The sequence below is a fragment of the Brevibacterium sp. FME37 genome (assembly GCF_014897485.1).
Taxonomy (GTDB): domain Bacteria; phylum Actinomycetota; class Actinomycetes; order Actinomycetales; family Brevibacteriaceae; genus Brevibacterium.
This window is the reverse complement of the sequence record NZ_JABUYE010000001.1, coordinates 173,625-197,322: the sequence shown is the minus strand read 5'-3', so window position 1 is coordinate 197,322 and position 23,698 is coordinate 173,625. Positions and strand designations below refer to the sequence as shown.

General features: G+C 62.5%; 19 protein-coding genes. 7 read left to right on the top strand and 12 right to left on the bottom strand.

Features of this window, described 5'->3' with window-relative positions; genetic code table 11:
• Positions 1–10: 10 nt before the first annotated feature.
• The 3 genes from INT29_RS00830 to hrcA all read right to left on the bottom strand — a co-directional run bounded on the left by INT29_RS00830 (position 11) and on the right by hrcA (position 3,124).
• Positions 11–799 (bottom strand): 16S rRNA (uracil(1498)-N(3))-methyltransferase, encoded by a 789-nt coding sequence (locus INT29_RS00830; protein WP_193070454.1) that lies wholly within the window; start codon positions 797–799, stop codon positions 11–13.
• Positions 796–1,914: a molecular chaperone DnaJ gene (gene dnaJ / locus INT29_RS00825; protein ID WP_101570360.1), complete on the bottom strand. Its 1,119-nt coding sequence runs from the start codon at positions 1,912–1,914 to the stop codon at positions 796–798. The genes INT29_RS00830 and dnaJ overlap by 4 nt, the downstream gene beginning before the upstream one ends.
• Positions 1,915–2,053: 139 nt before the next feature.
• Positions 2,054–3,124 carry a heat-inducible transcriptional repressor HrcA gene (gene hrcA, locus INT29_RS00820; protein WP_193070453.1) on the bottom strand — a complete coding sequence of 357 codons (1,071 nt, stop codon included), beginning with the start codon at positions 3,122–3,124 and terminating at the stop codon, positions 2,054–2,056.
• Between the two features lie 141 nt (positions 3,125–3,265).
• On the opposite strand from hrcA, the gene INT29_RS00815 reads away from it, so the two are divergent.
• Positions 3,266–4,129, top strand: a complete 864-nt coding sequence (locus INT29_RS00815; RefSeq protein ID WP_193070452.1) for a DUF3097 domain-containing protein — start codon at positions 3,266–3,268, stop codon at positions 4,127–4,129.
• Positions 4,130–4,236: 107 nt separating this feature from the next.
• Complete coding sequence (locus tag INT29_RS00810) at positions 4,237–4,998, top strand: DUF4870 domain-containing protein (RefSeq protein WP_101570363.1); 762 nt, start codon at positions 4,237–4,239, stop codon at positions 4,996–4,998.
• 132 nt (positions 4,999–5,130) lie between these two features.
• On the opposite strand, the gene hemW is transcribed toward INT29_RS00810, so the two are convergent.
• Complete coding sequence (gene hemW / locus INT29_RS00805) at positions 5,131–6,363, bottom strand: radical SAM family heme chaperone HemW (protein WP_193070451.1); 1,233 nt, start codon at positions 6,361–6,363, stop codon at positions 5,131–5,133.
• A complete protein-coding gene (gene lepA, locus INT29_RS00800) occupies positions 6,364–8,235 on the bottom strand; it encodes a translation elongation factor 4 (protein ID WP_226830491.1) in 1,872 nt (623 codons plus the stop codon). It abuts the gene before it with no gap.
• 191 nt (positions 8,236–8,426) lie between these two features.
• On the opposite strand from lepA, the gene INT29_RS00795 reads away from it, so the two are divergent.
• The 3 genes from INT29_RS00795 to rpsT all read left to right on the top strand — a co-directional run bounded on the left by INT29_RS00795 (position 8,427) and on the right by rpsT (position 10,280).
• Positions 8,427–9,194, top strand: a complete 768-nt coding sequence (locus tag INT29_RS00795) for an endonuclease/exonuclease/phosphatase family protein (RefSeq protein WP_193070450.1) — start codon at positions 8,427–8,429, stop codon at positions 9,192–9,194.
• 11 nt (positions 9,195–9,205) lie between these two features.
• Positions 9,206–9,787, top strand: a complete 582-nt coding sequence (locus tag INT29_RS00790; protein WP_193070449.1) for a type II toxin-antitoxin system PemK/MazF family toxin — start codon at positions 9,206–9,208, stop codon at positions 9,785–9,787.
• A gap of 232 nt (positions 9,788–10,019) precedes the next feature.
• Positions 10,020–10,280 (top strand): 30S ribosomal protein S20, encoded by a 261-nt coding sequence (gene rpsT, locus INT29_RS00785; protein ID WP_101570367.1) that lies wholly within the window; start codon positions 10,020–10,022, stop codon positions 10,278–10,280.
• 129 nt (positions 10,281–10,409) lie between these two features.
• Here rpsT and holA read toward each other — a convergent pair whose 3' ends face one another.
• From holA to INT29_RS00760, 5 genes are all read right to left on the bottom strand, one after another.
• Complete coding sequence (gene holA, locus INT29_RS00780; protein WP_101570368.1) at positions 10,410–11,393, bottom strand: DNA polymerase III subunit delta; 984 nt, start codon at positions 11,391–11,393, stop codon at positions 10,410–10,412.
• A 51-nt stretch (positions 11,394–11,444) separates the two neighbouring features.
• The gene (locus tag INT29_RS00775) at positions 11,445–13,688 is read right to left on the bottom strand and encodes a ComEC/Rec2 family competence protein (RefSeq protein ID WP_193070448.1); all 2,244 of its coding nucleotides are present in this window, start codon (positions 13,686–13,688) and stop codon (positions 11,445–11,447) included.
• A gap of 73 nt (positions 13,689–13,761) precedes the next feature.
• Positions 13,762–14,634 (bottom strand): helix-hairpin-helix domain-containing protein, encoded by an 873-nt coding sequence (locus INT29_RS00770; protein ID WP_193070447.1) that lies wholly within the window; start codon positions 14,632–14,634, stop codon positions 13,762–13,764.
• 146 nt (positions 14,635–14,780) lie between these two features.
• Positions 14,781–15,656, bottom strand: a complete 876-nt coding sequence (locus INT29_RS00765; protein ID WP_226830490.1) for a DegV family protein — start codon at positions 15,654–15,656, stop codon at positions 14,781–14,783.
• Positions 15,653–16,960 carry a UDP-glucose dehydrogenase family protein gene (locus tag INT29_RS00760; protein WP_193070445.1) on the bottom strand — a complete coding sequence of 436 codons (1,308 nt, stop codon included), beginning with the start codon at positions 16,958–16,960 and terminating at the stop codon, positions 15,653–15,655. Before INT29_RS00760 ends, INT29_RS00765 begins: the two co-directional genes overlap by 4 nt.
• 94 nt (positions 16,961–17,054) lie before the next feature.
• On the opposite strand from INT29_RS00760, the gene INT29_RS00755 reads away from it, so the two are divergent.
• The gene (locus INT29_RS00755; protein ID WP_257930071.1) at positions 17,055–17,750 is read left to right on the top strand and encodes a hypothetical protein; all 696 of its coding nucleotides are present in this window, start codon (positions 17,055–17,057) and stop codon (positions 17,748–17,750) included.
• 114 nt (positions 17,751–17,864) lie between these two features.
• Here INT29_RS00755 and nadE read toward each other — a convergent pair whose 3' ends face one another.
• Together nadE and leuS are read right to left on the bottom strand one after the other, a co-directional pair.
• Positions 17,865–18,692, bottom strand: coding sequence for an ammonia-dependent NAD(+) synthetase (nadE, locus tag INT29_RS00750; RefSeq protein ID WP_308298055.1), 828 nt, complete (start codon positions 18,690–18,692; stop codon positions 17,865–17,867).
• A 39-nt stretch (positions 18,693–18,731) separates the two neighbouring features.
• Positions 18,732–21,656, bottom strand: coding sequence for a leucine--tRNA ligase (gene leuS, locus INT29_RS00745; protein WP_101570374.1), 2,925 nt, complete (start codon positions 21,654–21,656; stop codon positions 18,732–18,734).
• Between the two features lie 190 nt (positions 21,657–21,846).
• Between leuS and INT29_RS00740 the strand changes: the two genes are divergently transcribed.
• Complete coding sequence (locus INT29_RS00740; protein ID WP_180958915.1) at positions 21,847–23,655, top strand: AMP-dependent synthetase/ligase; 1,809 nt, start codon at positions 21,847–21,849, stop codon at positions 23,653–23,655.
• Positions 23,656–23,698 lie beyond the last annotated feature (43 nt).

Genomic DNA, 23,698 nt, shown 5'->3' with positions numbered 1-23,698 from the left:
GTCCGCTTAGTCACCAACGGCCCAATGAATTCTGAGCCATGACGAGCCCGGCCGCACCGGCGGAGGACGACCGCAGGACTGTAGGACCGAGAAGTACGGCTTTGGCGCCGACGGCCGCGAGTGCATCAAGCTCTGCGTCGCTGACGCCGCCTTCGGGACCAACGACTAAGACGATGCGTTCGGGATCTGGAGAATTCTCCATTCCAGAGGCAGCAGGCGAGATGCGCGCGGAACGAGGTTCACTCAGGGCCTGCGAGAGTCTGAGTTCTGCGGCCTCATGCAGGACGTAGACGGTGTCAGTCTCGCTCAGAGTCGCTGCGAGGCCGGTGCCGCGGACCAGGTCGCGGCGCAACGGGAAGCGGGAGCGTCGGGCCTGCAGGGAGGCCGCCCGGATGACGTTGTCCCATTTGGCGGCGAGCTTGTCACGCTTCTTCGCCGGCCAATCGGCGATCGAACGCTCGGCGGCCCAGGGAACCACCTCGTCGACGCCGATCTCTGTGGCGGTTTCGATCGCCTGCAGGTCACGGTCGCCCTTGGCCAGAGCCTGCACGAGAACCAACCGTGGCTGGTCTGCTCTCGTGTGCGTGACCGATGCGACGTGAAGTCCGAGTTCGTTCGTCGAGGCGTTCGAAACGGTTCCGCGCACACGGGTGCCGGATCCGTCGACGACTTCGAGTTCGTCCCCCGGTCCGAGTCGGCGGACTCGGACCGCGTGCCCGGCCACGTCCTCACCGAAAGTGAGCACCTGGCCGGTGACCGCCTCGGCGGACTGGGGCGAGAAGAAGACGGGAAGACTCACCGACCGGCGAACTTCTCACGCATGCGGGAGAACACGCCACGGTTCTGGGTGGTGATCTGGGCGCGTGGGGTCTCTTCCTCACGCAGCGTTGCCAACTGCGCAAGCAGGTCCTTCTGCGCGTCGTCGAGCTTGTCCGGCGTCATCACGTCGACCGTGATGAGCAGGTCGCCTCGGGTCTCCGAGCGCAGTCGGGTGGCGCCGAGGCCGGGCAATTTGACGACGGTGCCCGACTGGATGCCGGCCTCGATGGAAAGGTCCTGCGTGCCGTCGAAGGTGTCGAAGGGGATCGAGGCACCGAGTGCGGCTGCCGTCATCGGCACGGAGACGGAGGCGCGCAGGTTGTCACCGTCGCGCTGGAAGACTTCGTGGCGGGCCACCATGACCTCGACGAAGAGGTCGCCGGCAGGTCCGCCGCCGGGGCCCACTTCGCCCTGGGATGAGAGCTGGATGCGTGTGCCGTCGGAGACTCCGGCGGGGATTCGGATCTTCATGGTCCGCTGTTTGCGGACGCGTCCGTCACCCTGGCAGTTGAGGCAGGGGCTGGGAATGACGGTGCCGTAGCCGTGGCAGGAGTTGCACGTCTGGTTGGTCACCATCTGGCCCAGCAGGGTCCGGGTCATGCGCTGGACGCTGCCGGCTCCGTGGCACAGGGTGCAGGTCTCAACGGATGTGCCCTGCTGTGTTCCGGCACCTGAACAGGTGTCGCAGACGACTGCCGTGGTGACATCGAGATCGATGTTTCCGCCGAACGCGGCGGTTTCGAGATCGATGTTGACTCCGACGAGTGCGTCCTTGCCACGCTGTGTGCGCGGCATCGGGCCACCGGCCGAGCCGGCTCCCCCGCCGAAAAAGGTCTCGAAGATATCGCCGAAGCCGCCGAAGCCGCCACCGCCGGCAGGGAAGCCCTGTCCGTTCTCGCCGCCTCCCATGTCGTAGTTACGGCGCTTCTCCGAATCGGAGAGGACGTCGTAGGCGAGGGAAATGGCTTTGAATTCGTCCTCGTGTCCGGGGTTCACATCGGGGTGATATTTCCGAGCGAGCTTTCGGTACGACGATTTGATTTCAGCCGCCGAAGCGTCTTTGGACACTCCGAGTGTTTCATAGTGATCGGCCACAGAAACTTCTCTCTCCCTGGTGGTGTGCGTTGTTCGCGTTCTCGTGCCTGTTCGCGCGGTGGTGTTGGTGCGCGCTGTGCTGTGTGGTCCTATTGTGCTGTGTGGTCATGGTGTGCTGTGTGCGCTCGTGCCGGTGCATCTAGCCCTGATCGAGGACAGAGGAGACGTATTTCGCTACGGCCCGCACAGCTGTGATCGTCGTGGGGTAGTCCATCCGGGTCGGCCCGAGCACAGCCAATCGAGCGGAGGACCCCGCGTCATGACCATATTCGGCAGCCACGAGAGATGTCGAGCTGAATGACTCGTGAGTATTCTCACGACCGATCCGAACGCTGATCTCCTCTTGATCCTCGGCCATCGATGTCAGCAGCTTGAGCAGTACAACCTGTTCTTCGAAAGCTTCGAGGATCGGTGCCATCTTCTCACCGAACTCCCTCCCGGAGCGAGCCAGATTCGCTGTGCCCGCCATGATGATGCGTTCTTCGCGTGTGGCCATGATGAGATCGGTGACCGCGGACCGGACCTGTGCCAGCGCTGCGGCGACGTCCGCGCCTGGTTGGCTGGTCGCCACGACAGGCTCTGTCACAGCGGGGTCCATGCCCTGCACCGAAGCCCTGGATGTACTCGTGCTCATCACTTGCGATAACTTCTGGCCGGAGAATTCGGTGTTGACCTCATCGCGGATTCCCCGCAGCACCTCGTCATCCACGCTGCCGGGAGTGATCACAATCTTCTGTTCGACCTGACCGGCGTCGGTGATGAGGACGACGAGGATGCGGTTGGGGCCCAGCCCTACGACCTCAATGTGTTTGATCGTGGCGCGGGAGACGCTCGGGTACTGGATCAGTGCCACCTGATGGGTCAGGCCTGAGAGCACACGCACCGTGCGGTCGAGCATGTCATCGAGGTCCCCGTCGCCGTCGATGAGCTGGAAGATCGCACGTCGCTCAGCATGCGTCAGCGGTTTGAAGTCGTCGATGCGGTCGACGAACATGCGGTAGCCGAGATCGGTCGGAATCCGCCCTGCCGAAGTGTGGGGCTGCGCAATGTAGCCCTCTTGCTCTAGATGGGCCATGTCGTTGCGGATCGTGGCCGGAGAGACGCCGAGCGTGTGGCGCTGCACGATGGCCTTCGATCCGACGGGTTCGTTGGTGGCGACGAAGTCTTCGACGATCGCACGCAGAACCTGTGCTCGCCTGCTGTCGTTCATTCGTCTCCTTCCTTCGCTCGGCACCGTTTTTGGCACTCATCTGTCTTGAGTGCCAATTCTACGCCTCTTATATTCCGAATTCACTTTCGGCTCCATCTCAGCGGGTCACCACCCATCCCATCGAGTCCTTGATTAGGGTGGTTGTCCGTGAATACCTTTGATCGCTACGGGCCCGATGTGCTGGCCGGCTCCTCGCCCTCCTCACACCGACCCAAGAAGTCCACCCCCGTCGAACTGGGTCTCGGCATGGTTCTCGAAGACGCGATGAGCGGATATGTCGGTGCCGTCGTCGGCGCCGAGAAGACCACCGCCGGAGTCGTCGTCAATCTCGAGGACCGGGCAGGAAAGGTCCGCGCATTCCCCTTGGGGCCTGGCTTCCTTCTCGAAGGCAAACCCGTCGACCTCAGACTGCCGGCCAAGAAGAAATCGGCTCCCGGTCGCACAGCCTCGGGGTCGCGCGCGGTCGGCAATGCTCGGGCCCGAGTGGCTCGCGGATCTCGCATCTGGGTCGAAGGCAAACACGATGCCGAGCTCGTCGAGAAGATCTGGGGCGACGATCTGCGCATCGAAGGTGTCGTCGTCGAACCGCTGGGCGGCCTGGACGATGTCGCCGACAAGCTCGCGGCGTTCGGTCCCGACAAGGACCACCGCGTCGGGGTCCTGGCCGACCATCTCGTGTCCGGCACCAAAGAATCCAAGATCGCCGAGGCGGTGCGCGCCGATCCGCGCTATCGCGACGTCGTCCACATCATCGGTCATCCTTATGTCGACATCTGGCAGGCCGTCAAGCCTCATGTCGTGGGCATCAGGGAATGGCCAGTCGTGCCTCGGGGCGAGGACTGGAAGACAGGGATCCTGCGGCGTATCGGTTGGCCTCACGCCGACCACAGGGACGTGGCCCGGGGCTGGGTGCGTATCTTGGGCAAGGTCAGCACCATCGCCGACGTCGAACCCACGCTCTCAGGTCGAGTCGAAGAACTCATCGACTTCGTCACCGTCGGTTGAGGCCCAGGTCGATTGTGATCGATCTGGTACACGATTCGGGCTTTCCCCAGTTCGGCGACATGGCGTTTCCGATAGTGTGAATGACCAGAAGCTCTGAAAGGACCCGCATGTCTTATAACCTGCAGCAGCCGAACAACGGCTCTGACCAGTCGCGTCCCATGCCACCGAATTATTCTCAGGCCTCTGGACCCCACCAGCCCTACAGCCAGCAGAACCAAAGCTACGGTTCGCAGCAGCCAAACCCGGCTCAGCAGAACTATGGTTCCCAGCAGGGCCAGCCCCCACAGCCCGGCTACGGTTTCCAACAGCCTTATGGTCAGAGCCAGCCCGCTCAGCCCGGCTACGGTTCCCAGCAGGCCTACGGCCAGGGTCAGCAGCAGTACACGCAGCAGCCCTATGGGCAGCAGGCCTACGGCAACGGTCCTGCGCAGCCGGTCGGCAATCCGGCCATGTTCGACTCGCGGATGCTGCCGGGGAATGCCTATGGTCCCGGCTCCGAAATGTTCTGGCAGGCCAGCGAGAGCGAAAGAACCACGGTGCTGTGGACTCATATCGGGTCCATCTTCGTCGGTTTCCTGCCTCTCATCATGTTCCTGGTGAAGAAGGACGAATCGCCCTATGTACGCGAACATTCGCGGCAGGGACTCAACGCGATGATCACGAACTGCATCGCCACGTTCGCTGCTGTCATCGTGTTCTTGGTCTTGGGTTTCCTCCTCGCCTTGGTCACCTTCGGCCTGGGCATCTTCATTTATTTCTTGGCGTTCATCGTCCCGATCTTCTACACGGTGCTCTACATCATCGCTGCGGTTGCAGGGAGCAAGGGCGAGGGCTATAAGTTCCCGCTCGTGTTCAACTTCGTGAAGTGATCACGCCAATCAGATGATCTGATCGTGTTATCTGCACGCAGAAGTCGCTGTCATCGCATTTGATGACAGCGGCTTCTCTGCGTTCGACTCAGTTCACAGAGTCGAGCGGTTCAGTTAGTGGGACCCAGCGGTTCAGTTCACGTAATCCGTGAGGATGCGGACCATGTAATCAGCCATCAGCCGGCCCTGCAGCGTGGGTGCAAAGCGGCCTTCGCCTACAGCGTCACCATCGAGCAGTCCCTGTTTGACGAACCCTCTGATTGCCCGCTCACTGCCTGCGCCCAGTGAATCCAGCGGCAGTTCCGAATCGATTCGAGCCGCGAGCATGATCCGCTCGACCTCCTGGGTCGTTGTGTCCAGCACCTCGCGTCCGATGGCGGGCGACTCACCTGCCAGCAGGCGGTCGGACCAGGCACGGGGATGTTTAGCATTCCAGAATCGCACCCCACCGATGTGCGAATGGGCTCCGGGACCGAAGCCCCACCAATCGGCATTGCGCCAGTAGGCCATGTTGTGGTCGCAGCGGGTCTTCGCTGACGTCGACCAGTTGCTGACCTCATACCAGTGCAGACCGGCGGCTTCCATAGCAGCATCGGCGATCTCATACTTATCGGCCAGGTCGTCTTCGTCGGGCATTGCCAGTTCGCCGCGGCGAACCATGGCCCCCATCTTCGTCCCGGGCTCGACGATCAGCGAATAGGATGAAATATGATCGACGTCGTTGCTCAGAGCCACTTCAAGTGATCTGCGCCAATCGTCGATGGACTCCCCCGGGGTTCCATAGATGAGGTCGAGGCTCAGCTCCAGTCCGGCCTCTTTGATCCACCGGGCCACATCCGGAATCTTCTTTGGGTCGTGTGTGCGATCCAAGGTCGCGAGCACATGGGGTACCGCTGATTGCATGCCCAGGGAGATCCGAGTGAAACCTGCGGCTGCCAAGGTGGCGATATAGGACGGGGCTAAGGTGTCGGGGTTCGCTTCGGTCGTGACCTCGACGTCAGGTGCCAACCGGAAGCGGTCGCGGATGTCGTCCATCACTCCGGCCAGCACCTCGGCGGCCAGCATCGTCGGAGTGCCCCCGCCGAAGAAGATCGTCGTGACCGTACGATCGCCGGCGCCTGCCTCGGCGAGCACACGGGTCGAGAGGTCGAGCTCCCGGGCAAGATTGCTGCGATAGTCGTCGCGGGAGGCACCGGGACCCAGATCTTCGGCGGTATAGGTGTTGAAGTCGCAGTAACCGCAGCGGACCCGGCAGTACGGGACGTGGACGTAGAGGCTCAGCCCACGATCTGTCGCGCCGATCCCGGCCGAGGCCGGCAGCGAACCGTCGAGCGGTGGGGTCTCACCAGTCGGTTGTGCGGGCACTTACTTCTTAGGTTCCTTCTTGGACTCCGGCTCATCGGAGGACAGCGCTGCGATGAAGGCTTCCTGTGGAACTTCGACATTGCCGACGAACTTCATTCGCTTCTTGCCTTCCTTCTGCTTCTCCAGCAGTTTGCGTTTACGGCTGATGTCGCCGCCGTAGCACTTGCTCAGCACGTCCTTGCGGATGGCGCGGATGGTCTCGCGGGCGATGATGCGCGAACCGATGGCCGCCTGGATAGGCACCTCGAACTGCTGGCGGGGAATCAGCTTGCGCAGCTTCCCGGCCATGAGCACGCCGTAGGAGTAGGAATTGTCGCGGTGGACGATCGCAGAGAAGGCGTCGACCTGGTCGCCGTGGAGCAGGATGTCGACCTTGACCAGATCTGCCGCATCTTCGCCGTCGTCGGAGTAATCCAGCGTGGCGTAGCCCTTGGTCTTCGACTTCAGCTGATCGAAGAAGTCGAACACGATCTCGGCCAGAGGCAGCCTGTAACGGATCTCTACCCGGTCCGAGGACAGGTAGTCCATGCCCAGCAGGCTGCCGCGACGTGTCTGGCACAGCTCCATCACCGCACCGATGTGCTCACTCGGCGTGAGGATGGTCGCCCGGACCATGGGTTCGCGGACCTCTTTGATCTTGCCCGTCGGATACTCGCTGGGGTTCGTGACCTCCATCTCGGATCCGTCTTCCATCGTGACGTCGTAGATCACGCTGGGTGCGGTGGAGATGAGGTCGAGGTCATATTCGCGTTCTAGGCGGTCGCGCAGAACTTCAAGGTGGAGGAGTCCGAGGAAGCCGCAGCGGAAGCCGAAGCCCAGTGCCGTGGAAGTCTCCGGCTCGTAGGCCAGCGAGGCGTCGTTGAGCTTGAGCTTGTCGAGCGCATCGCGCAGCACCGGATAGTCCGATCCATCGATCGGGAAGAGCCCGGAGTACACCATGGGCTTGGGTTCCTTGTAGCCATCGAGTGCCTGTTCGGCCGGCTTCGAGGACGAGGTGACCGTGTCACCGACCTTGGACAGGCGGACGTCTTTGACACCGGTGATGAGGTATCCGACCTCGCCGACCCCGAGCCCCTTCGTGGCATTCGGCTCCGGTGAGGAGACACCGATCTCGAGGAGTTCGTGGGTGCTGCCGGTCGACATCATCGTCAGCTTCTCACGCGGGCGCAGGGCACCGTCGATAAGGCGAACATACGTCACGACGCCCCGGTACGTGTCGTAGACGGAGTCGAAGATCATGGCTCGCGCTGGAGCATCCGCGTCGCCGACTGGAGCGGGAATGTCGGAGATGATGCGGTCGAGGACCGCGTCGACGCCTTCGCCTGTCTTACCGGAGACCAGCAGGCAGTCTTCGGGTTCGCAGCCGATGAGGTTGGCGAGTTCTTCCGCGTACTTCTCCGGCTGGGCCGCGGGGAGGTCGATCTTGTTGAGCACGGGAATGATCGTGAGATCGTTCTCCATGGCCATGTAGAGGTTAGCCAGCGTCTGGGCTTCGATGCCCTGTGCGGCGTCGACGAGGAGGAGCGCACCTTCACAGGCGGCAAGCGACCGGGAGACCTCATAGCTGAAGTCGACGTGGCCCGGTGTGTCGATCATGTTCAGAGCGAAGGGAGTGTCGTCGTTCTCCCAGGCCATGCGCACGGCTTGGGATTTGATCGTGATTCCGCGTTCGCGTTCGATGTCCATCCGGTCGAGGTACTGAGCACGCATATCGCGCGGCTGCACAGCCCCTGTGACCTGGAGCATCCTATCGGCCAGGGTCGATTTGCCGTGGTCGATGTGAGCGATGATGCAGAAATTGCGGATCAACTCGGGTGATGTAGCGGACGGAGAAATCCGTTCGAGTGCTTGTGGCTTCACCTGAGGTGACATGAACGCCCTTCCTTCGACAGACCAGAACTTCCATTGTTCCATGGGTTGCGCACCAGACTGGAATCCTCAGCACCTGGGAACAGTCCGGGCGTCCGGTCACATGCGGGCAACACGTGTTCGAAGCCACTTCAACTGGCTGAGAATCCCGACGCCGATCCCCACTTTCGGTGCTGATCGGCGAAGATTGGGGCATGAGCGATTTCTCGATCATGAGCTTCAACCTCAGGTATCCGGCGCTGGACGGGCATCCCGTGTCCAAGCGTCTGCCCATCGCCGCCGATCTCATCATTGAGGCTCACCCTCACATCATCGGCACGCAGGAGGGTGAGCTCGATCAGCTCGAGACACTCATCAGCCTGCTCCCCGATGAGTACATCTGGTTGGGTGAGGGGCATTCGGGCGGGAATTCGGGTGAGTTCACCGCCGTCATCTACGACTCGTCGCGCTTCGACGTCGACAAGGTCGACATCAGTTGGCTCTCCAAACAGCCGGAGACGGTCGCCTCCGAATCGTGGGGCGTCTCCCACGCCCGAACCCTGACCGTCGTGGACCTTCGAGACCTGGTGACAAGTCGGTCGCTGCGCCTGCTCAACACCCACCTCGACCACAAATCGGAGGAGGCCCGTCTGGAGTCGGGGAAGATCATGGCACTCCACATCGCCGAGGCGAACGGTCCGGCCGTGGTCACCGGCGACTTCAACGTCGCCACCGGCTCCCCCGTCTACGACTATTTCTGCACAGAGCTGGGACTCACCGACACTGGGGCGGTCGTCCCGAGCCAAGACATCGGCACCTTCCACCGTTACAAAGGTCCGAAAGTCGGTGATGGCCGCATCGACTGGATCCTCACAACTTCTGACCTGCGGACCCTGTCGACTCGGATCAATACCTTCTGCACTGATGGTGAGTACCCGTCCGACCATTTTCCGATCGAAGCGGTTCTGGACTACGTCGATTAGGATTGGCGCACATGAGTTGGAAAACACTGGTCAATCGCGCCGTCAAGATCGGCGTCAATGAAGGCTTCAAGTTCCTCAGGGACTCCCAAGCGAAGAAGAAGGCAGGCTCGCAGGGGTCAGGACCCCACCCGAGCAACCCCCCGCGAGGTGATGCACGGGCCTCCGGCGCCGCCTCAGCGAAGGACAGTGACTATCCGGGTGACTACCAAGGCTCGGTCAATGTCTCCTATGCACCCGATCTCGACGGCGATGCCGATCCGGGTGAGGTCGTGTGGGGGTGGATCCCCTTCGAAGAAGACTACTCCCAGGGCAAGGACCGCCCCTCCTTGGTCGTCGGCAAGGATGGTCGCTGGGTTCTGGCACTCATGCTCACCAGCAAGGATCACATCCCCGGTGGCGTCGGCGAGGTTCGCGAAGACCGTCACGCTCGGTGGATGAATATCGGCAGCGGCGACTGGGACTCGCAGGGTCGGCCCTCTGAGATTCGTCTCGATCGCGTGATCCGTCTCGATCCGCAGTCCATCCGCCGCGAAGGTGCGATCATGCCCCGCGAGATCTTCGAACAGGTCGCCAAGAACGTCAACGCCGGCTGACCCCGGGCCTGAACCGAGACCGAGATCCTGCGACCAGGCGTAGGGAATTTCTGCCTGACAGGATCAGCCTGTATCGTAGAGAGAGTATCTTCATCAATGGCGTGTGTCTCGTCTAGGTCGGGTGAAGATGCCACCGGATTCGATATCGTCGATGTGTTTCCCCGCGGAGACGAATATGTCGATCAGGTGTGCCCTCACGACCATGTTCCACTAACACGAAAGAGTGTTGAAATTGGCTAATATCAAGTCACAGATCAAGCGGATTGAAACCAACGAAAAGGCTCGCCAGCGCAACAAGGCTGTGCGGTCCGAGGTTCGGTCACACGTCCGCGTCGTCCGCGAGAACATTGCTGCCGGCAAGAAGGACGAAGCACAGCAGGCTTATGCTGTTGCCGCCCAGAAGCTCGACAAGGCTGTTTCGAAGGGTGTTCTGCACAAGAACAACGCTGCGAACCGCAAGTCGAGAATGGCCACGCAGATCAACGCTCTCTGAGTCGATCACTGAGGCTATAGCTTCGAGGGGCCCGATCCGTTTGGATCGGGCCCCTCGTCTATTCACTGCTCAGTGTTTGCGATGTGTTCACCGCTTAGCGTTATGCAGCGTTTGGGATGTGTTCGCCGCTCAGCGTTGGCGAGCCAGCCGGCAGACTTCGGAGACGAACCATTCGACCGCGTAGACCGGGTCACGGCCTCCGCCCTTGACGGCTTCATCGGCTTCGGCCGCCGCAATCAGTGACTGTCCCAGCGCCACTTCGTTCCAACGGCGCACCTCACGCCGGGCACGGTCGACCTGCCACGGAGCCATCTTCAGCTCCGCCGCGAGTTCACCGCTTGATCCCGAGAAGCCCTGGACCTTGGCCATCCCCCGCAATTTCATTGCAACAGCGGCCACCAGTGGCACCGGGTCGGAGCCGGTCGACAGTGCGTGACGCAGGAGGCTCAGTGCATTCTTCGCATCTCCCCCGACGGCAGCGTCGGCGACCTTGAAGCCGGTGGCTTCCACCCGACCGCCGTAGTACCGGTCGACAACCTGAGCGGTGATGGTTCCTTCCGTGTCTTCTACGAGCTGCTCCACACCGGCGTTGAGCTCGGACAGGTCGGCCCCGAGCGCGGACATGAGTGCTGCCATCCCGGATTCGTCGATCTGCCTCTTCGCAGCCTTGAACCGGCCTTGGGCGAATTTGGCCCGGTCACTCTCGTTCTTCAGCGCGGCCGCATCAACTCGGGGGAATCCGTTCGCCTCGATCTTCTTGACCAGCTTCGCACCCCGATTTCCTCCCCCGTGCAGGAGAACGACGACGGCATCGTCATTGGGGTCATCGAGGTAGGCGAGCGCATCTGCCAAGAATGCTTCCGAGCACTTCTCGACGCTGTCGACGACGATGAGCTTCGAAGAAGAGAACAATGAGGGCGAGGCCGCCATGAGCAGCTCTCCGCCTTGGTATCCGGCGGCGTCGAATTCGATCTCCTCCGGGTCGGACTTCCGTGCGGCAGTGACGATCCGATCCTTGGCCATTCGGATGAGCACAGGCTCGTTTCCAGAGATCATCACTACGGGCGCGGGCTTCGCGGAACTCCACGGGATCAGGGTCTTCTTCACTGCCATGGCCCAAGCCTATCGTTAGCCATGGACACGACGCGCCGCAGTCACCGGCAGTCATGGGCAGCCTCGCCCGGTGCTGTACTGTGCGTCCGCATAGATGGCGACGGTGCCGCAGAGGTCGGTGCGCAGAACAGTGACGGGTCCGAAGGCCTGCAGGGCTCGTGGCGTGGGATGGCCGTAGCTGTTGTCTCCCACCGAGACCACTCCGAGGCGAGCGCCTGCGGCCGTGAAGAAGTCCTCTGACAGGTCGGAAGAGCCATGGTGGGGTGCAATGAGCACATCGACGGGTTCGAGGTTCTGAGCGACGATGAACTGTTCGTCCTCGCCGATATCTCCGGGGACCAGGTAACTCAAATCGTTCTGCTCGACCCTCAGCACCAGAGAATCCTCATTGCGCACCTCGGTGCCCCCGCTCCCTTGTGCTTCCTCGGCCCCTGCCGCCTCCTCTGCACCCCCTGACTCCTCCGTGTTCGTCGTAGGCGGCCAGAGCACCTCGATCTGTGCCCCACCGGCGTCGATCGTGCGTCCACGTGCTGTGGCAACCACCTCGGCGCCGGTGTCTTCAACGATGTTGCGGGCTTCGGCTCCCCCACTGACGTTGGCAGACACCCACAGCTGCTGCAGGGTCCGCGACCATGTGGTTCCGGCATACCCAGCACTGTGATCGGCATCGAAGTGGGAGATGAACAGATCGAACTCCTCAATCCCACCCTCGTCAAGGCACACGTCGACCGGCTTCGGGTCCTTCCCCGTGTCGACGACGAGCCCACGGCCTTCGCCGAGGTTGATCAGCGTTGCCGAGCCCTGCCCCACATCGCAGACCATCACCAACCAGTCATCTGCCGGTGGTTTCGTCCGGCCGACCACGATGATCAGCGCTGTCAGGCAGATGCAGACGACGACCACTGGAACTCCCCACAGTCTGCGGCGCACTATCAGCCATGTGCCTGCGGCCAACACGACGAGGAGCCCGGTTGCGGCCAGCGTCCCCCACGGCGGTTGCGGCCAGTCCAATGCCGCCCCGGGCAGTCCGGCACAGGCCCTGGCCACGGCAACGATCCACCATGCGCACAGAGAGCCGAACCAGGCAGGCAGTTGAGCAGCCCACAGCAGTCCCGGGACGCCGACGAGCCCGAGACCCCCGCACACCAGCGATAGGAACCCGAGGATGGTGGCCGGCAGCACTGCGGGTGCGGCCAGGGCGTTGGCCGCCACCGACCACATCCCGATCCGAGGATCGATCGCCACTAGCACCGGGGTACATGCCAACTGAGCAACCAGGGGCACGAGGAGGGCGCTGATGACGATGGCGGGGACCAGCGACAGTCGCAGGCTCAGATACCGCAGAAGGATCGGAACGATGAACATGATGGCGGCGGTCGAGACGACGGAGAGCACAAACCCCACCGAGGTGGCCAGCACGGGGACCAGGCTGAGCAGAAGGCACACGGTCGTGCTCATCACCGCCACCGGTGAGATCCCTCCCCCACGTAGGAACACGAGGGCCACCGCGATAGCCATCCCAGCGGCCCGGATGGCACTGGGTTCGAATCCGACTACGAACACATACCCGATGCAGGTGAGCACCCCGACTGCGACGCGTGTTCTGGGCCCGGCCCGACACAGTCCGGCAAACAGTCCGGCGCCGAGGCTGACGATCGTGACATTGCTGCCTGAGACGGCCGAAATGTGAGTCAGGGACACCACACGCATGTCGTCTTCCATCCGTGCATTCTGCGGCCCGGTGTCTCCGACCACGAGTCCTGGCAAGAGTGCTCCGCCGCTGTGGCCCGAGGCCAGTGAGTCTTCGCGCAGCTGCATGCGCAGGTCCGTTCGCCACTGCCACAGCCTGTTCGGTGTACGAAGGACGTTCGCATCAACGTTGGAGATGCGAATGTCATCGAGGGCTTCGGTGCGCATGGACACACGAGCACCATCGGGTGGCGCCGAGGGACTGAGCACCTCGGTGATACCGGTCGAGGTCAGCACCGTCAGCCGAGACCAGCCCGATTCCCCCGGCTGGCTGTGCCCGACCACGATGCCCTCCGCCGAGGTGGCATCATCCGTTCCTCGAGCGGCGCCGAGCATGGTGGTCTGGATCGTGAACAGGCAGGTGAAGACGATGAGGAGCACACCGAGGTGATGGTGCCTGCGCAGACACAGGAAGCCGAGGCCGACGAGAGCTGGTGCAGCCAGCAGCGCCCAGGGTCCGAGGTCCAGCAGTGCAGTGGTCCATAGTGCCAGCGCGCAGATGAGCAGGCGAACCGATCCGGGCCAGATCTGGGCAGTGGTCCTCACACAGGTGACAACCGTCTTCCACCGGTCTCTGACCCGCTCAGATTTCGCCCCACCAGTCCTCGCTCGCTGAGCCCTACCCGACGGTGACAAGGTCTTTGAGACTTTCGAAGGTCTTGGGTCCGATACCTTGGACGAGCAGCAGATCCTCGACGCTGGTGAAGGGCTGCTCCTCACGGTGGGCAATGATCGCCTCTGCGGTCACAGGACCGACTCCGGGCAGTGTCTCCAGGCTCGTGAGGTCAGCGGTGTTGAGGTCGACTTTTGCCCCCGGATTCGGATCTGCGGAGCCGCTGCCGGGATCACCTGCTGCGTTGTCCTCCGCACCACCGGAACCTGCGCCCCTGGAGCTCGCAGCCCCTCCTGGGTCTCCGCCTGGACTGGCACTTGAGCTCCCGCCTGCGTTCGAAGCAGTGCCGGCGTCATCAGCACGACTCGTCTCTGGCTCTTCTCCGCGGGCGGGGATGTGGATCTGCTCGCCGTCTTTAAGGACCCGGGCAAGGTTGATCGCCTCCGCGTCGGCTTGTTCCTTCAGTCCCCCGGCCTCTTCCACCGCGTCCTGGACTCGAGTTCCTGCACTCAGGGTCACGACGGAGGGTCTGTGCACTGCTCCGGTGACATGGACGACGACGGTTCCGTCGTCGGCGCTCTGGGTCGCAGTCGCGCCTGCACTGCCACCGGCGTCTGTGCCGCCGCCCTCTGCTGATCCCACCTGTTCTTCAGAGGCGGCATGGTGTGGGGCGGGTCGGAAGATGAGGAAGGCGATGACGAGCACAGCAATTGTCGCCACCGCCAATGCCACCAGGATGGGCAGGCGCACTCGACGCTGCTCTACCGGCTCTTCTTCGCCTTCGGTGTCGCTTCCGAACACATCTCCTGGGACCCACCCGCCGCGTTCGGCGCTGGAATTGATGAGGCCTGCGAAGCGATCATCGGGAGAGACGGCCATGTCGACAAGCTTTGGGTACAGGCCTCGCTCGCACCAGCGCCGAACTGCCGCTTGTGGAAACCGTCTCTGGGTCCACAGGTCAAACACGCATGACTGGGCCACTCGTCCACAGTCTGGTGAGCATGAGTGGACCGGTGGTGAGAAGCTCAGGGTCTGGTTTGGACCGTGATTCCGATGGTGCCGGATCCGACGTGGGCGGTGATGATGGTCGACAAGGTTCGAAATGTCGTCGGTAGGCCGGCCGCTTCGATCTTCTCGCGCAGCGTGACCACATCTGGGTGGGAGGGTTCACCGTCCGCGTGCTGGATCTCCACGTACACGTCCTGCTCATCGGAGGCGATCTCGGCTGCGGTTTCACCGGCTAAGGCAACCATGCGATCGAGTGCCTTCGTGCGGGTGCGGACCCTGGCGACAGGGGCCACGACACCGGCGTTGAGCCCGAGCACCGGAACGATCTGCAGGGCCCGGCCCAGCAGCGAGGACGCGGCACCGATGCGACCGCCTCGGCGCAGGTGTTCCAAGGTCTCTGGAGCGAATGCGGTTCGGGTCTCGCCGGCGCACCAGTCGGCGACGGTTCCGGCGATCGACGCCACATCGTGTCCCTGTGTGATTCCGGCGGCAGCGATCGCAAGTGCGCCGGCCAGTCCCGCCGAGGTGGTCCTGGAATCCACAACGTTGATCAGCGAATCCTCGAGCGCAGCGGCGGCGACGGCCGAGTCACGTGTCCCGGAGAGCTCCCCCGACATGGTCACAGCGATGATCGCCTCAGCCCCATGGTCGAGCAGGGTTGAGTAGGCCTTGGTGAACTGAGCGGGAGTCGCCATGGAGGTCGACACCTCGGCGCCTTCGTCCATCTTCTGGCACAGGTGCCCCGGTTCAAGCTCGCCGTCTGCGAAGGCGACCCCTCCAACGAGCACCGTCAAGGGAACGACGGCGAAGAGGTCACCGGTGATCTCGCGCAGCATGGATTCCTCGTCGTCCGACAGCTGTGCCGTCGAGTCGGTGACCAGGCCGATCTTCATGGTCGGCCCAGCGCCCGATACGTCCAGCCGGCCGCGCGCCACACCTGCGGTGTCAGCACATTCCTGCCATCGATGAGGAGTTTGTCTGCCACCAACGACGCTGTGGCCACCGGATCAAGATCCCGGTACTCCTGCCACTCCGTCAGCAGCAGCACAGCATCGGCGCCGGCCAGAGCCTGCGAGGTATCAGCCACATAGTTGAGTTCGGGGAAGGTCTTGGCCGCATTGTCGATCGCCTGCGGATCCGTCACCGTCACCACACCGCCCTGGGTCGCGATCAGACGCGCCACAGCCAGAGCAGGCGAATCCCGGACATCGTCGCTGTTGGGTTTGAACGCGGCGCCGAGGACCGTGACCTTCTTCCCGATGAATGACCCGTCCAAGGTATCCCGGGCAATGTCGACCATGCGCACACGGCGTCGCATGTTGATCGAGTCGATCTCCCGCAGGAACGCCACCGCCTGATCGGCACCCAGTTCACCGGCACGGGCCAAGAAGGCACGGATGTCCTTGGGCAGGCAACCGCCGCCGAAGCCGAGGCCGGCGTTGAGGAACTTCCGTCCGATGCGATCATCCATCCCGATCGCATCCGCCAGCTGGGTGACGTCGGCCCCCGAGGCCTCGCACAGCTCCGCCATCGCATTGATAAATGAGATCTTCGTGGCCAAGAATGAGTTCGCCGCGGTCTTGACCAGCTCGGCGGTCGCGAAGTCTGTGATCATGCGCGGCGTCTCTTCGGCCAGCATGGTCGCATACACCTCGTCGAGGCCAGCAGTGGCCTGTTCACCGGCCTGCCCATCTGCGACACCGTAGACCAGGCGGTTGGGGTGCAGCGTGTCCTCCACAGCATGACCTTCCCGCAGGAACTCGGGATTCCACATCAGGGTTGCTCCCGCGGGAGCCAACAGAGCGGCCAAACGTTCTGCAGTACCGACAGGAACGGTGGACTTACCCACAACCACCGACGTCGAAGTCAGATACGGAATCAGCGAATTCGCTGCCGCATCGACGTAGGTGACATCGGCTGCGAACTCTCCCGGCTTCTGTGGGGTTCCGACACACACGAAATGGATCCGCGAGTCCGCGACACGCGAGACGTCTGTGGTGAATTCGAGACTGCCGAGGTTCTGACCCTTCACCAGCAATTCACTCAGCCCCGGCTCGAAGAAGGGCGGCCGACCAGAGGTCAGCGCCGCCACCTTGTCAGCGTCGACATCGACGCCGACTACCTCGTGTCCCAGTGATGCCATAGCCGCCGCGTGAACAGCGCCCAGGTATCCGCACCCGATGACTGAAATCTTCAATCCGTGTTCTCCCTGCTTCGTCCCGGCATTTCAGCCACACTATATGCCACTAGGTTCCACGATATCTGCAGGTTGAAACAGTACCCTTGGAATTGTGAAGCGTTTCTTGGATTTCCTGACCAACTCACCGGCGGCGGTAACATTCGCGGTGCTCAGCGTGCTGGGCATCGTCCTCTTCGCTGTGCCCGGACTCCACCCCTTCGCCTGGATCATCGGCCTGATTCTGTGCCTCGGAGTCATCATCGCCTTGCTCATGTTCCATGGCGAGTGGCGGCGGGCACAGATACAGATCGATTCTCTGCGCCAGCTGTTGAGCACCGAACGTGGGCGTCTCGATACCCTGGGTCTGACTCCTGTCGACGAAGACGTCACTGCGCTGCCCGACGAAGAGCGTGCGCGGCGGATCCTGGGCCTGCTCCCGGATTCTGCGGGCCTGGTGCAGTCGCTGCGTCTGGATGCGACTTACGGGACGCTCGAGGTTGACGAACTCGAGCCGCTGCACACGTTCCGGAAGGAATTCGCGAAGTCCAGCTTCGACAACCCGCGTTCCCACACAGCGTTCATGGATCTCTACCGTGCCGCCGAAGCTCTGTCGATCTGGGTGAATGAGGAGACTCGCCAGCTTGCCGACGATAAGTCGAAGCGAGAGATCCGTCCCGGAGATTCCCGCAAAGGCGGCTGGAGAGAGTACACGGAGGCTCGCAGCCGCGGCGAGAGCCTGGGCGACAAGTTCGTCTCCGCCCGGTGGGAATTCAACCAAACAGCCCTGGAGCTCGGACTCGTCGCCTAAGGCGAATTGAACTGAGAACCACGATGGCGACGGACTCGTATCGAGTCCGTCGCCATCAGTGTCAGCAGCGTTACCGAGTCAGTGCCGGCTACCGGGTCAGTGGCGGCTACCGGGTCAGTGGCGAATCCACCACGAATCGGTCGGTGTCACCGGTGTGCGACGTTTGTGTTCGGAGGCACGGTATTTCTCAACGAGTGCCGAAGCAGCAGCCTTATCGATGTCCTTGCCCTCGAGGAAGTCATCGATCTGGTCATAGCTGAGACCCAAAGACGACTCGTCGGTCTGGCCCGGTGCATCATCGAGCAGGTCCGCTGTGGGAACTTTGCGAACCAGGTGCTCGGGAGCGCCGAGGTGGTCAAGCAGCGCTCGTCCTTGTCGCTTATTCAGTCCTGCCAGCGGCACAACATCGGCGGCACCGTCACCGAATTTGGTGAAGAAGCCGGTCACGGCCTCTGCCGCATGATCGGTGCCCGCGACGAGGAGACGCTTCTCCCCTGCCAGCTCGAACTGCGCGATCATGCGCATCCGTGCCTTGACGTTGCCCTTGCCGAAGTCGGTAATGGCGTCTCCGGTCGCGCTGGCATATTCGGCCGCCGCAGCGTCGGTGGCCGAACCGATGTTGATGACGACCTCATGGTCGGCTCGGATGAACTCCAGCGCACTCTGAGCGTCATCCTCATCGGTCTGCACATGATGAGGCAAGCGGATCGCCCAGAATTCGGCGTTCGCTCCCCTCCTGCGCAGCTCCTCGACCGCCAACTGGCACAGTCGTCCGGCCAAGGTGGAGTCCTGCCCACCACTGATGCCCAAGGTCAGACCCTTGACTCCGGTAGTCAGGATGTATTCGGCCAGGAATTCGACACGACGAGCGACTTCCGTTGCCGGATCTATTGTCGGCCTCACACCCAGGGTGTGCCGGATTTCGTCCCGTGTGGCTTCCATTGACATATGTATTCAACCCTTCCGGGCAGACGCCGTGTCTCAGGCGTCGGGGACGATATTGACCAGTTTGGGCGCGCGCACGATGACCTTGCGCACCCCGGCCCCGTCGAGTGCCTTGAGCGCATTCGGCGATTCCAGTGCCAGCTCCTCCAGGTCCTCGGCCGAGATCTCGGGGTCGACCTCGAGTCGTGCACGCACCTTGCCCTTGACCTGGACGACACAGGTGACCTGGTCGGCGACCAGATGCTGCGGGTCGGCGGCCGGGAACGTCGCATAGGTCAGAGTTGAGGTGTGGCCCAGTTTGGCCCACAGCTCCTCGGCCAGGTGCGGCGCGAAGGGCGAGAGCATGATGGTCAGCGGCTCCAACACATCTGCCGTGACTCCGCCCTGCTTCGTGGCGTGGTTCGTGAGCACGATCAGCTTCGAGATCGCGGTGTTGAAACGCAGATGGTCCATGTCGTCACGGACGCCGTCGATGACCTGGTGGAGCACCTTGAGCGTCTCAGGTTCGGCCATGCCGTCCCTGATCGCCGACTCGCCGGTGGTCTCGTCCACGAACAGACGCCACACACGCTGCAGGAACCGCTGCGCACCGACGACGGCACGCGTCTCCCAGGGACGAGCCTGTTCGATCGGTCCCATCGACATCTCATAGACACGGAACGTGTCAGCACCGTACTCGTCATACATCTCATCGGGCGAGACCGAGTTCCTCAGTGATTTGCCGATCTTGCCGTATTCACGGTTGACCTGTGCACCCTCGTACCAGAAGGTCGACTCACCGTTGCCATCTGTCTTCTCCTCCACCTCGGCGGCGGGGACATAGACGCCGCGTGAGTCGGTGTAGGCGTAGGCCTGGATGTAGCCCTGATTGACCAGACGGTGGAACGGTTCCGACGATGAGACATGGCCGAGGTCGAACAGGATCTTGTGCCAGAAGCGAGCGTAGAGCAAGTGCAGAACCGAGTGCTCGGCACCGCCCACGTAGAGGTCGGCACCGCCGCGCGGCTTGGATTCGCGTGGGCCCATCCAGTACTTCTCGTTGTCCGGGTCCACGAGACGTTCGCTGTTGTGCGGGTCGGCGTAGCGCAGCTGGTACCAGGACGATCCGGCCCAGTTGGGCATCGTGTTCGTCTCGCGGTAATACTTCTGCGGACCATCACCCAGGTCGAGTTCGACCTCGACCCAGTCGCGGTTGCGCCCCAAAGCAGGCTCCGGATTGCTGTCTGCATCATCGGCGGCAAACGTCCGCGGAGCGAAGTCGTCGACCTCGGGCAGCCCTACCGGCAACATGGAGTCGGGCAGGGCAATCGGCGTTCCGGCCTCGTTGTAGACGATTGGGAACGGTTCGCCCCAATAGCGCTGGCGGGAGAACAGCCAGTCGCGCAGTCGGTACTGAGTCGACTCGGTGGCCAGCCCCTTCTGGGCCAGCCATTCGGTGATCGTCGCCTTCGCCGCGTCGACTTCGAGACCGTTGATGTCGATCTCGTCGTTGGCGGAGTTGGTCATCACCCCGGTCCCTGTGTAGGGCTTGTCCTCATCGTGATCGGCCGGGGGCGTAACGGTGCGCACATACGGCAGTCCGAATGATTTCGCGAAGTCCCAGTCGCGGGTATCTTCGGCCGGAACGGCCATGATCGCGCCGGTTCCGTAACCCATCAGCACATAGTCGGCAACGAAGACAGGAATCTGCTTCCCGGTCGCGGGATTGATCGCATAGGACCCGGTGAAGATTCCGGTCTTGTCTTTGCTCTGCTGACGATCCGCATCGGTCTTCGCCGCTGCTTCGCGCTGGTAGGCGGCGATCGCCTCGACGGGGGTGGGCTGACCGCCGCGCCACGACTCGGGAGTCTGCTCGCCCCACTCAGCGGCTGTGAGTGCGGCAACCTGCGGATGCTCTGGGCTGAGCACGAGGTAGGTGGCACCGAAAAGGGTGTCGGGACGAGTCGTGTAGACCTCGAGCTGCGCATCCGAGGCGGCCACGGGCAGGCGCAGCAGGGCACCCTTCGAGCGGCCGATCCAATTGACCTGCATGCTGCGCACTGCCGAGGGCCAGTCAAGGCCGTCCAGATCGTCGATGAGGCGATCGGCATAGGCGGTGATGCGCATGTTCCACTGCCGCAGGCGGCGGGTGTAGACAGGGAAGTTGCCCCGCTCGGAGAGGCCTTCGGCCGTGACTTCCTCGTTGGCGAGCACGGTGCCCAGCCCCGGACACCAATTGACCGGGGACTCAGAGACATAGGCCAAGCGGTAGTCCTGCAGGATGGCCTCCTGCTCGGACGGACTCAGCTCCGACCAGGGACGGGAGTCAGGGGTCTGTTTGGCTCCCTGCTCGAACTTCTCGATCAGCGTGGTGATCGGCCGAGCGGCGCCGACAGAGTCTTCGCCTTCGGTGCTCGCCTCCGGGTCATACCAGGAGTTGAAGATCTGCAGGAAGATCCACTGGGTCCACCGCACGAACTCATCGTCGGTGGTCGCGAAGCTGCGGCGAGCGTCATGGGCCAGACCCAGCCGACGCAGCTGTCGTGTCATGTTCTTGATGTTCGCATCCGTCGTGATGCGTGGGTGCTGGCCCGTCTGGACTGCGTATAGGTCGGCGGGCAGACCGAAGGCGTCATAGGACAGTGCGTGCATGACATTGTGCCCGCGCATCCGCTGATAGCGGCCGTAGACGTCCGTGCCCAAGTAGCCCAGAGGGTGACCGACGTGCAGCCCCGCCCCTGACGGGTAGGGGAACATGTCCATGATGTAGAGGGACTCACGCTCGCCGAGGGCCTCTGGCGGACCATATGCAGAGTCCGAATCCTGTTGACCGAGACCTCCAACAGCCTGGCTCAGATCACCGGTTGGGTTCGGGGCGTGGAATGTTCCCGCCTGTTCCCATGTGTGCTGCCATGACTTCTCGATTTTCTCGGCCAGCACCGCATCGTAGCGGAAACCGGTCTCCTCAGGATTCGTCGTCATTACCTTCCTTCACTGGCTGGGCGTGAGCGGGTTTTGACCATCGTACTCTGAACATTCCCTGCTTCGACTTGGCTAGACTGCGAGACAGAGGTGTGACGAGGGTTTGAGCTTCCAAACGTGAGCGATTTCACCTCACAACGCCGGACCAGTAAGATAACCGGGCAGTAACTTATGCCACGAAGGAGAGCTCATGAGCCAGGCGACAATGCCTCAATCCACAACCCCGGTTGTCGACTTCAAGGTCGACACGGCATCATCTACGACCGATATCTTCCTTGCGAAGGTCGCCGAGGACCCGAATCTGCCGCTGGTGGCCAAACCAGTTGAGAACAGCTGGGACGAAGTCACCGCCGGTGAATTCCTCACCCAGGTCCGAACAGCGGCCAAGGGGCTCATCGCATCCGGAGTCGAGGTCGGAGACCGGATCGCAATCTTCGGACCCACCTCCTTCGAATGGACTCTCAGTGATTACGCCGTGTGGTTCGCGGGCGGAATCTCCGTACCCTTCTACGACACATCCTCAGAAGATCAGCTCGCCTGGATGATCAAGGACGCGGCCGTCGAACGTGGCCTCGTCAGCACTCGTGAGCACGCCGACCGGGTCGAAGCCGCCGCGGCCGCCGCTGGAGTCGCCACACCACAGCTGTGGGTCTGGGACCAGGGCGCGTTCTCCGAACTCGAAACCACCGGGCGACAGATCAGCGACGACGCCCTCGAAGCCGCACGCTCGCAGGTCACCAGCGAAACAGCCGCCACCCTCATCTACACCTCCGGCACCACAGGCAAGCCAAAGGGCTGTGTTCTTACGCATGGGAACTTCGTCCAGACCGTCCAGGCTGCTCAGGAGCAGATCCCGGAGGTCTTCACCGGAGGCATGCGCGCGCTGCTGTTCCTGCCACAGGCACATGTCTTTGCTCGCTTCATCGAGGTCCTTTCGATCAGCTCCGGCGCTGTGCTGGCCCACCAGTCCGACCTGACGAAGCTCACAGACGCTCTCGGCAGCTTCCGTCCATCGTTCATCCTCGGAGTCCCCCGCGTCTTCGAGAAGGTCTTCAACTCTGCACTGGCGCAGGCCCAATCCGGCGGCAAGGAGAAGATCTTCCGCCGCGCTGAGCAGGTCGCTGTCGCCTATTCCAGGGCCATGGATGCAGAGAAGATCCCAACCTCACTCAAACTCCAGCATGCACTCTTCGACAAGCTCGTGTACTCGAAGCTGCGTACGGTCATGGGCAACAACGTCCGTGCCGCGGTCTCCGGTGGCGGCCCGCTCGGCGCTCATCTCGGCCACTTCTTCCGGGGAATCGGCCTCGTTGTCCTCGAAGGTTACGGCCTGACGGAGACAACCGCCCCGATCACCGTGAATGTGCCGGAGAAGGCCAAAATCGGCACCGTCGGCGTTCCACTGCCCGGTGTCAGCGTAGCCATCGCCCCCGATGGCGAGATCCTGGCCAAGGGCGTCCCTGTCTTCCGCGAATACTGGAACAACCCGAAGGCCACCGACAAGGAGTTCCACGGCGAATGGTTCGCCACCGGTGATCTCGGCTCTCTCGATGAGGACGGCTACTTGACGATCAATGGTCGCAAGAAGGAGCTCATCGTGACTTCGAGCGGCAAGAACATCGCCCCTGCACCACTCGAAGATGCCCTGCGTCGCCACCCGCTCATCGGCCAGCCCGTCGTCGTCGGTGACAACCGGAAGTTCATCTCCGCGCTCATCTTCCTCGATTCGGAAATGTTGCCGACATGGCTGAAGAACCATGACCTGCCGCAGATGGACCTGCGCCAGGCATCGGCAGACGAAACCGTGCGGGCCACCATCGAAAAGGCCGTCGAGAACGTCAACAGAACCGTGTCACGGGCGGAGGGCATCAAGAAGTTCACCATCCTGCCCGTTGAGCTCACCGAAGACAACGGCTACCTATCGGCCAAGCAATCGGTCAAGCGTCACCTCGTCAGCAAGGACTTCGCAGCCGACATCGACGGGCTCTACACCGACTGATCACGGCGCGGCGACGAGACGTAGGCTGGGGCCCAACGTGACA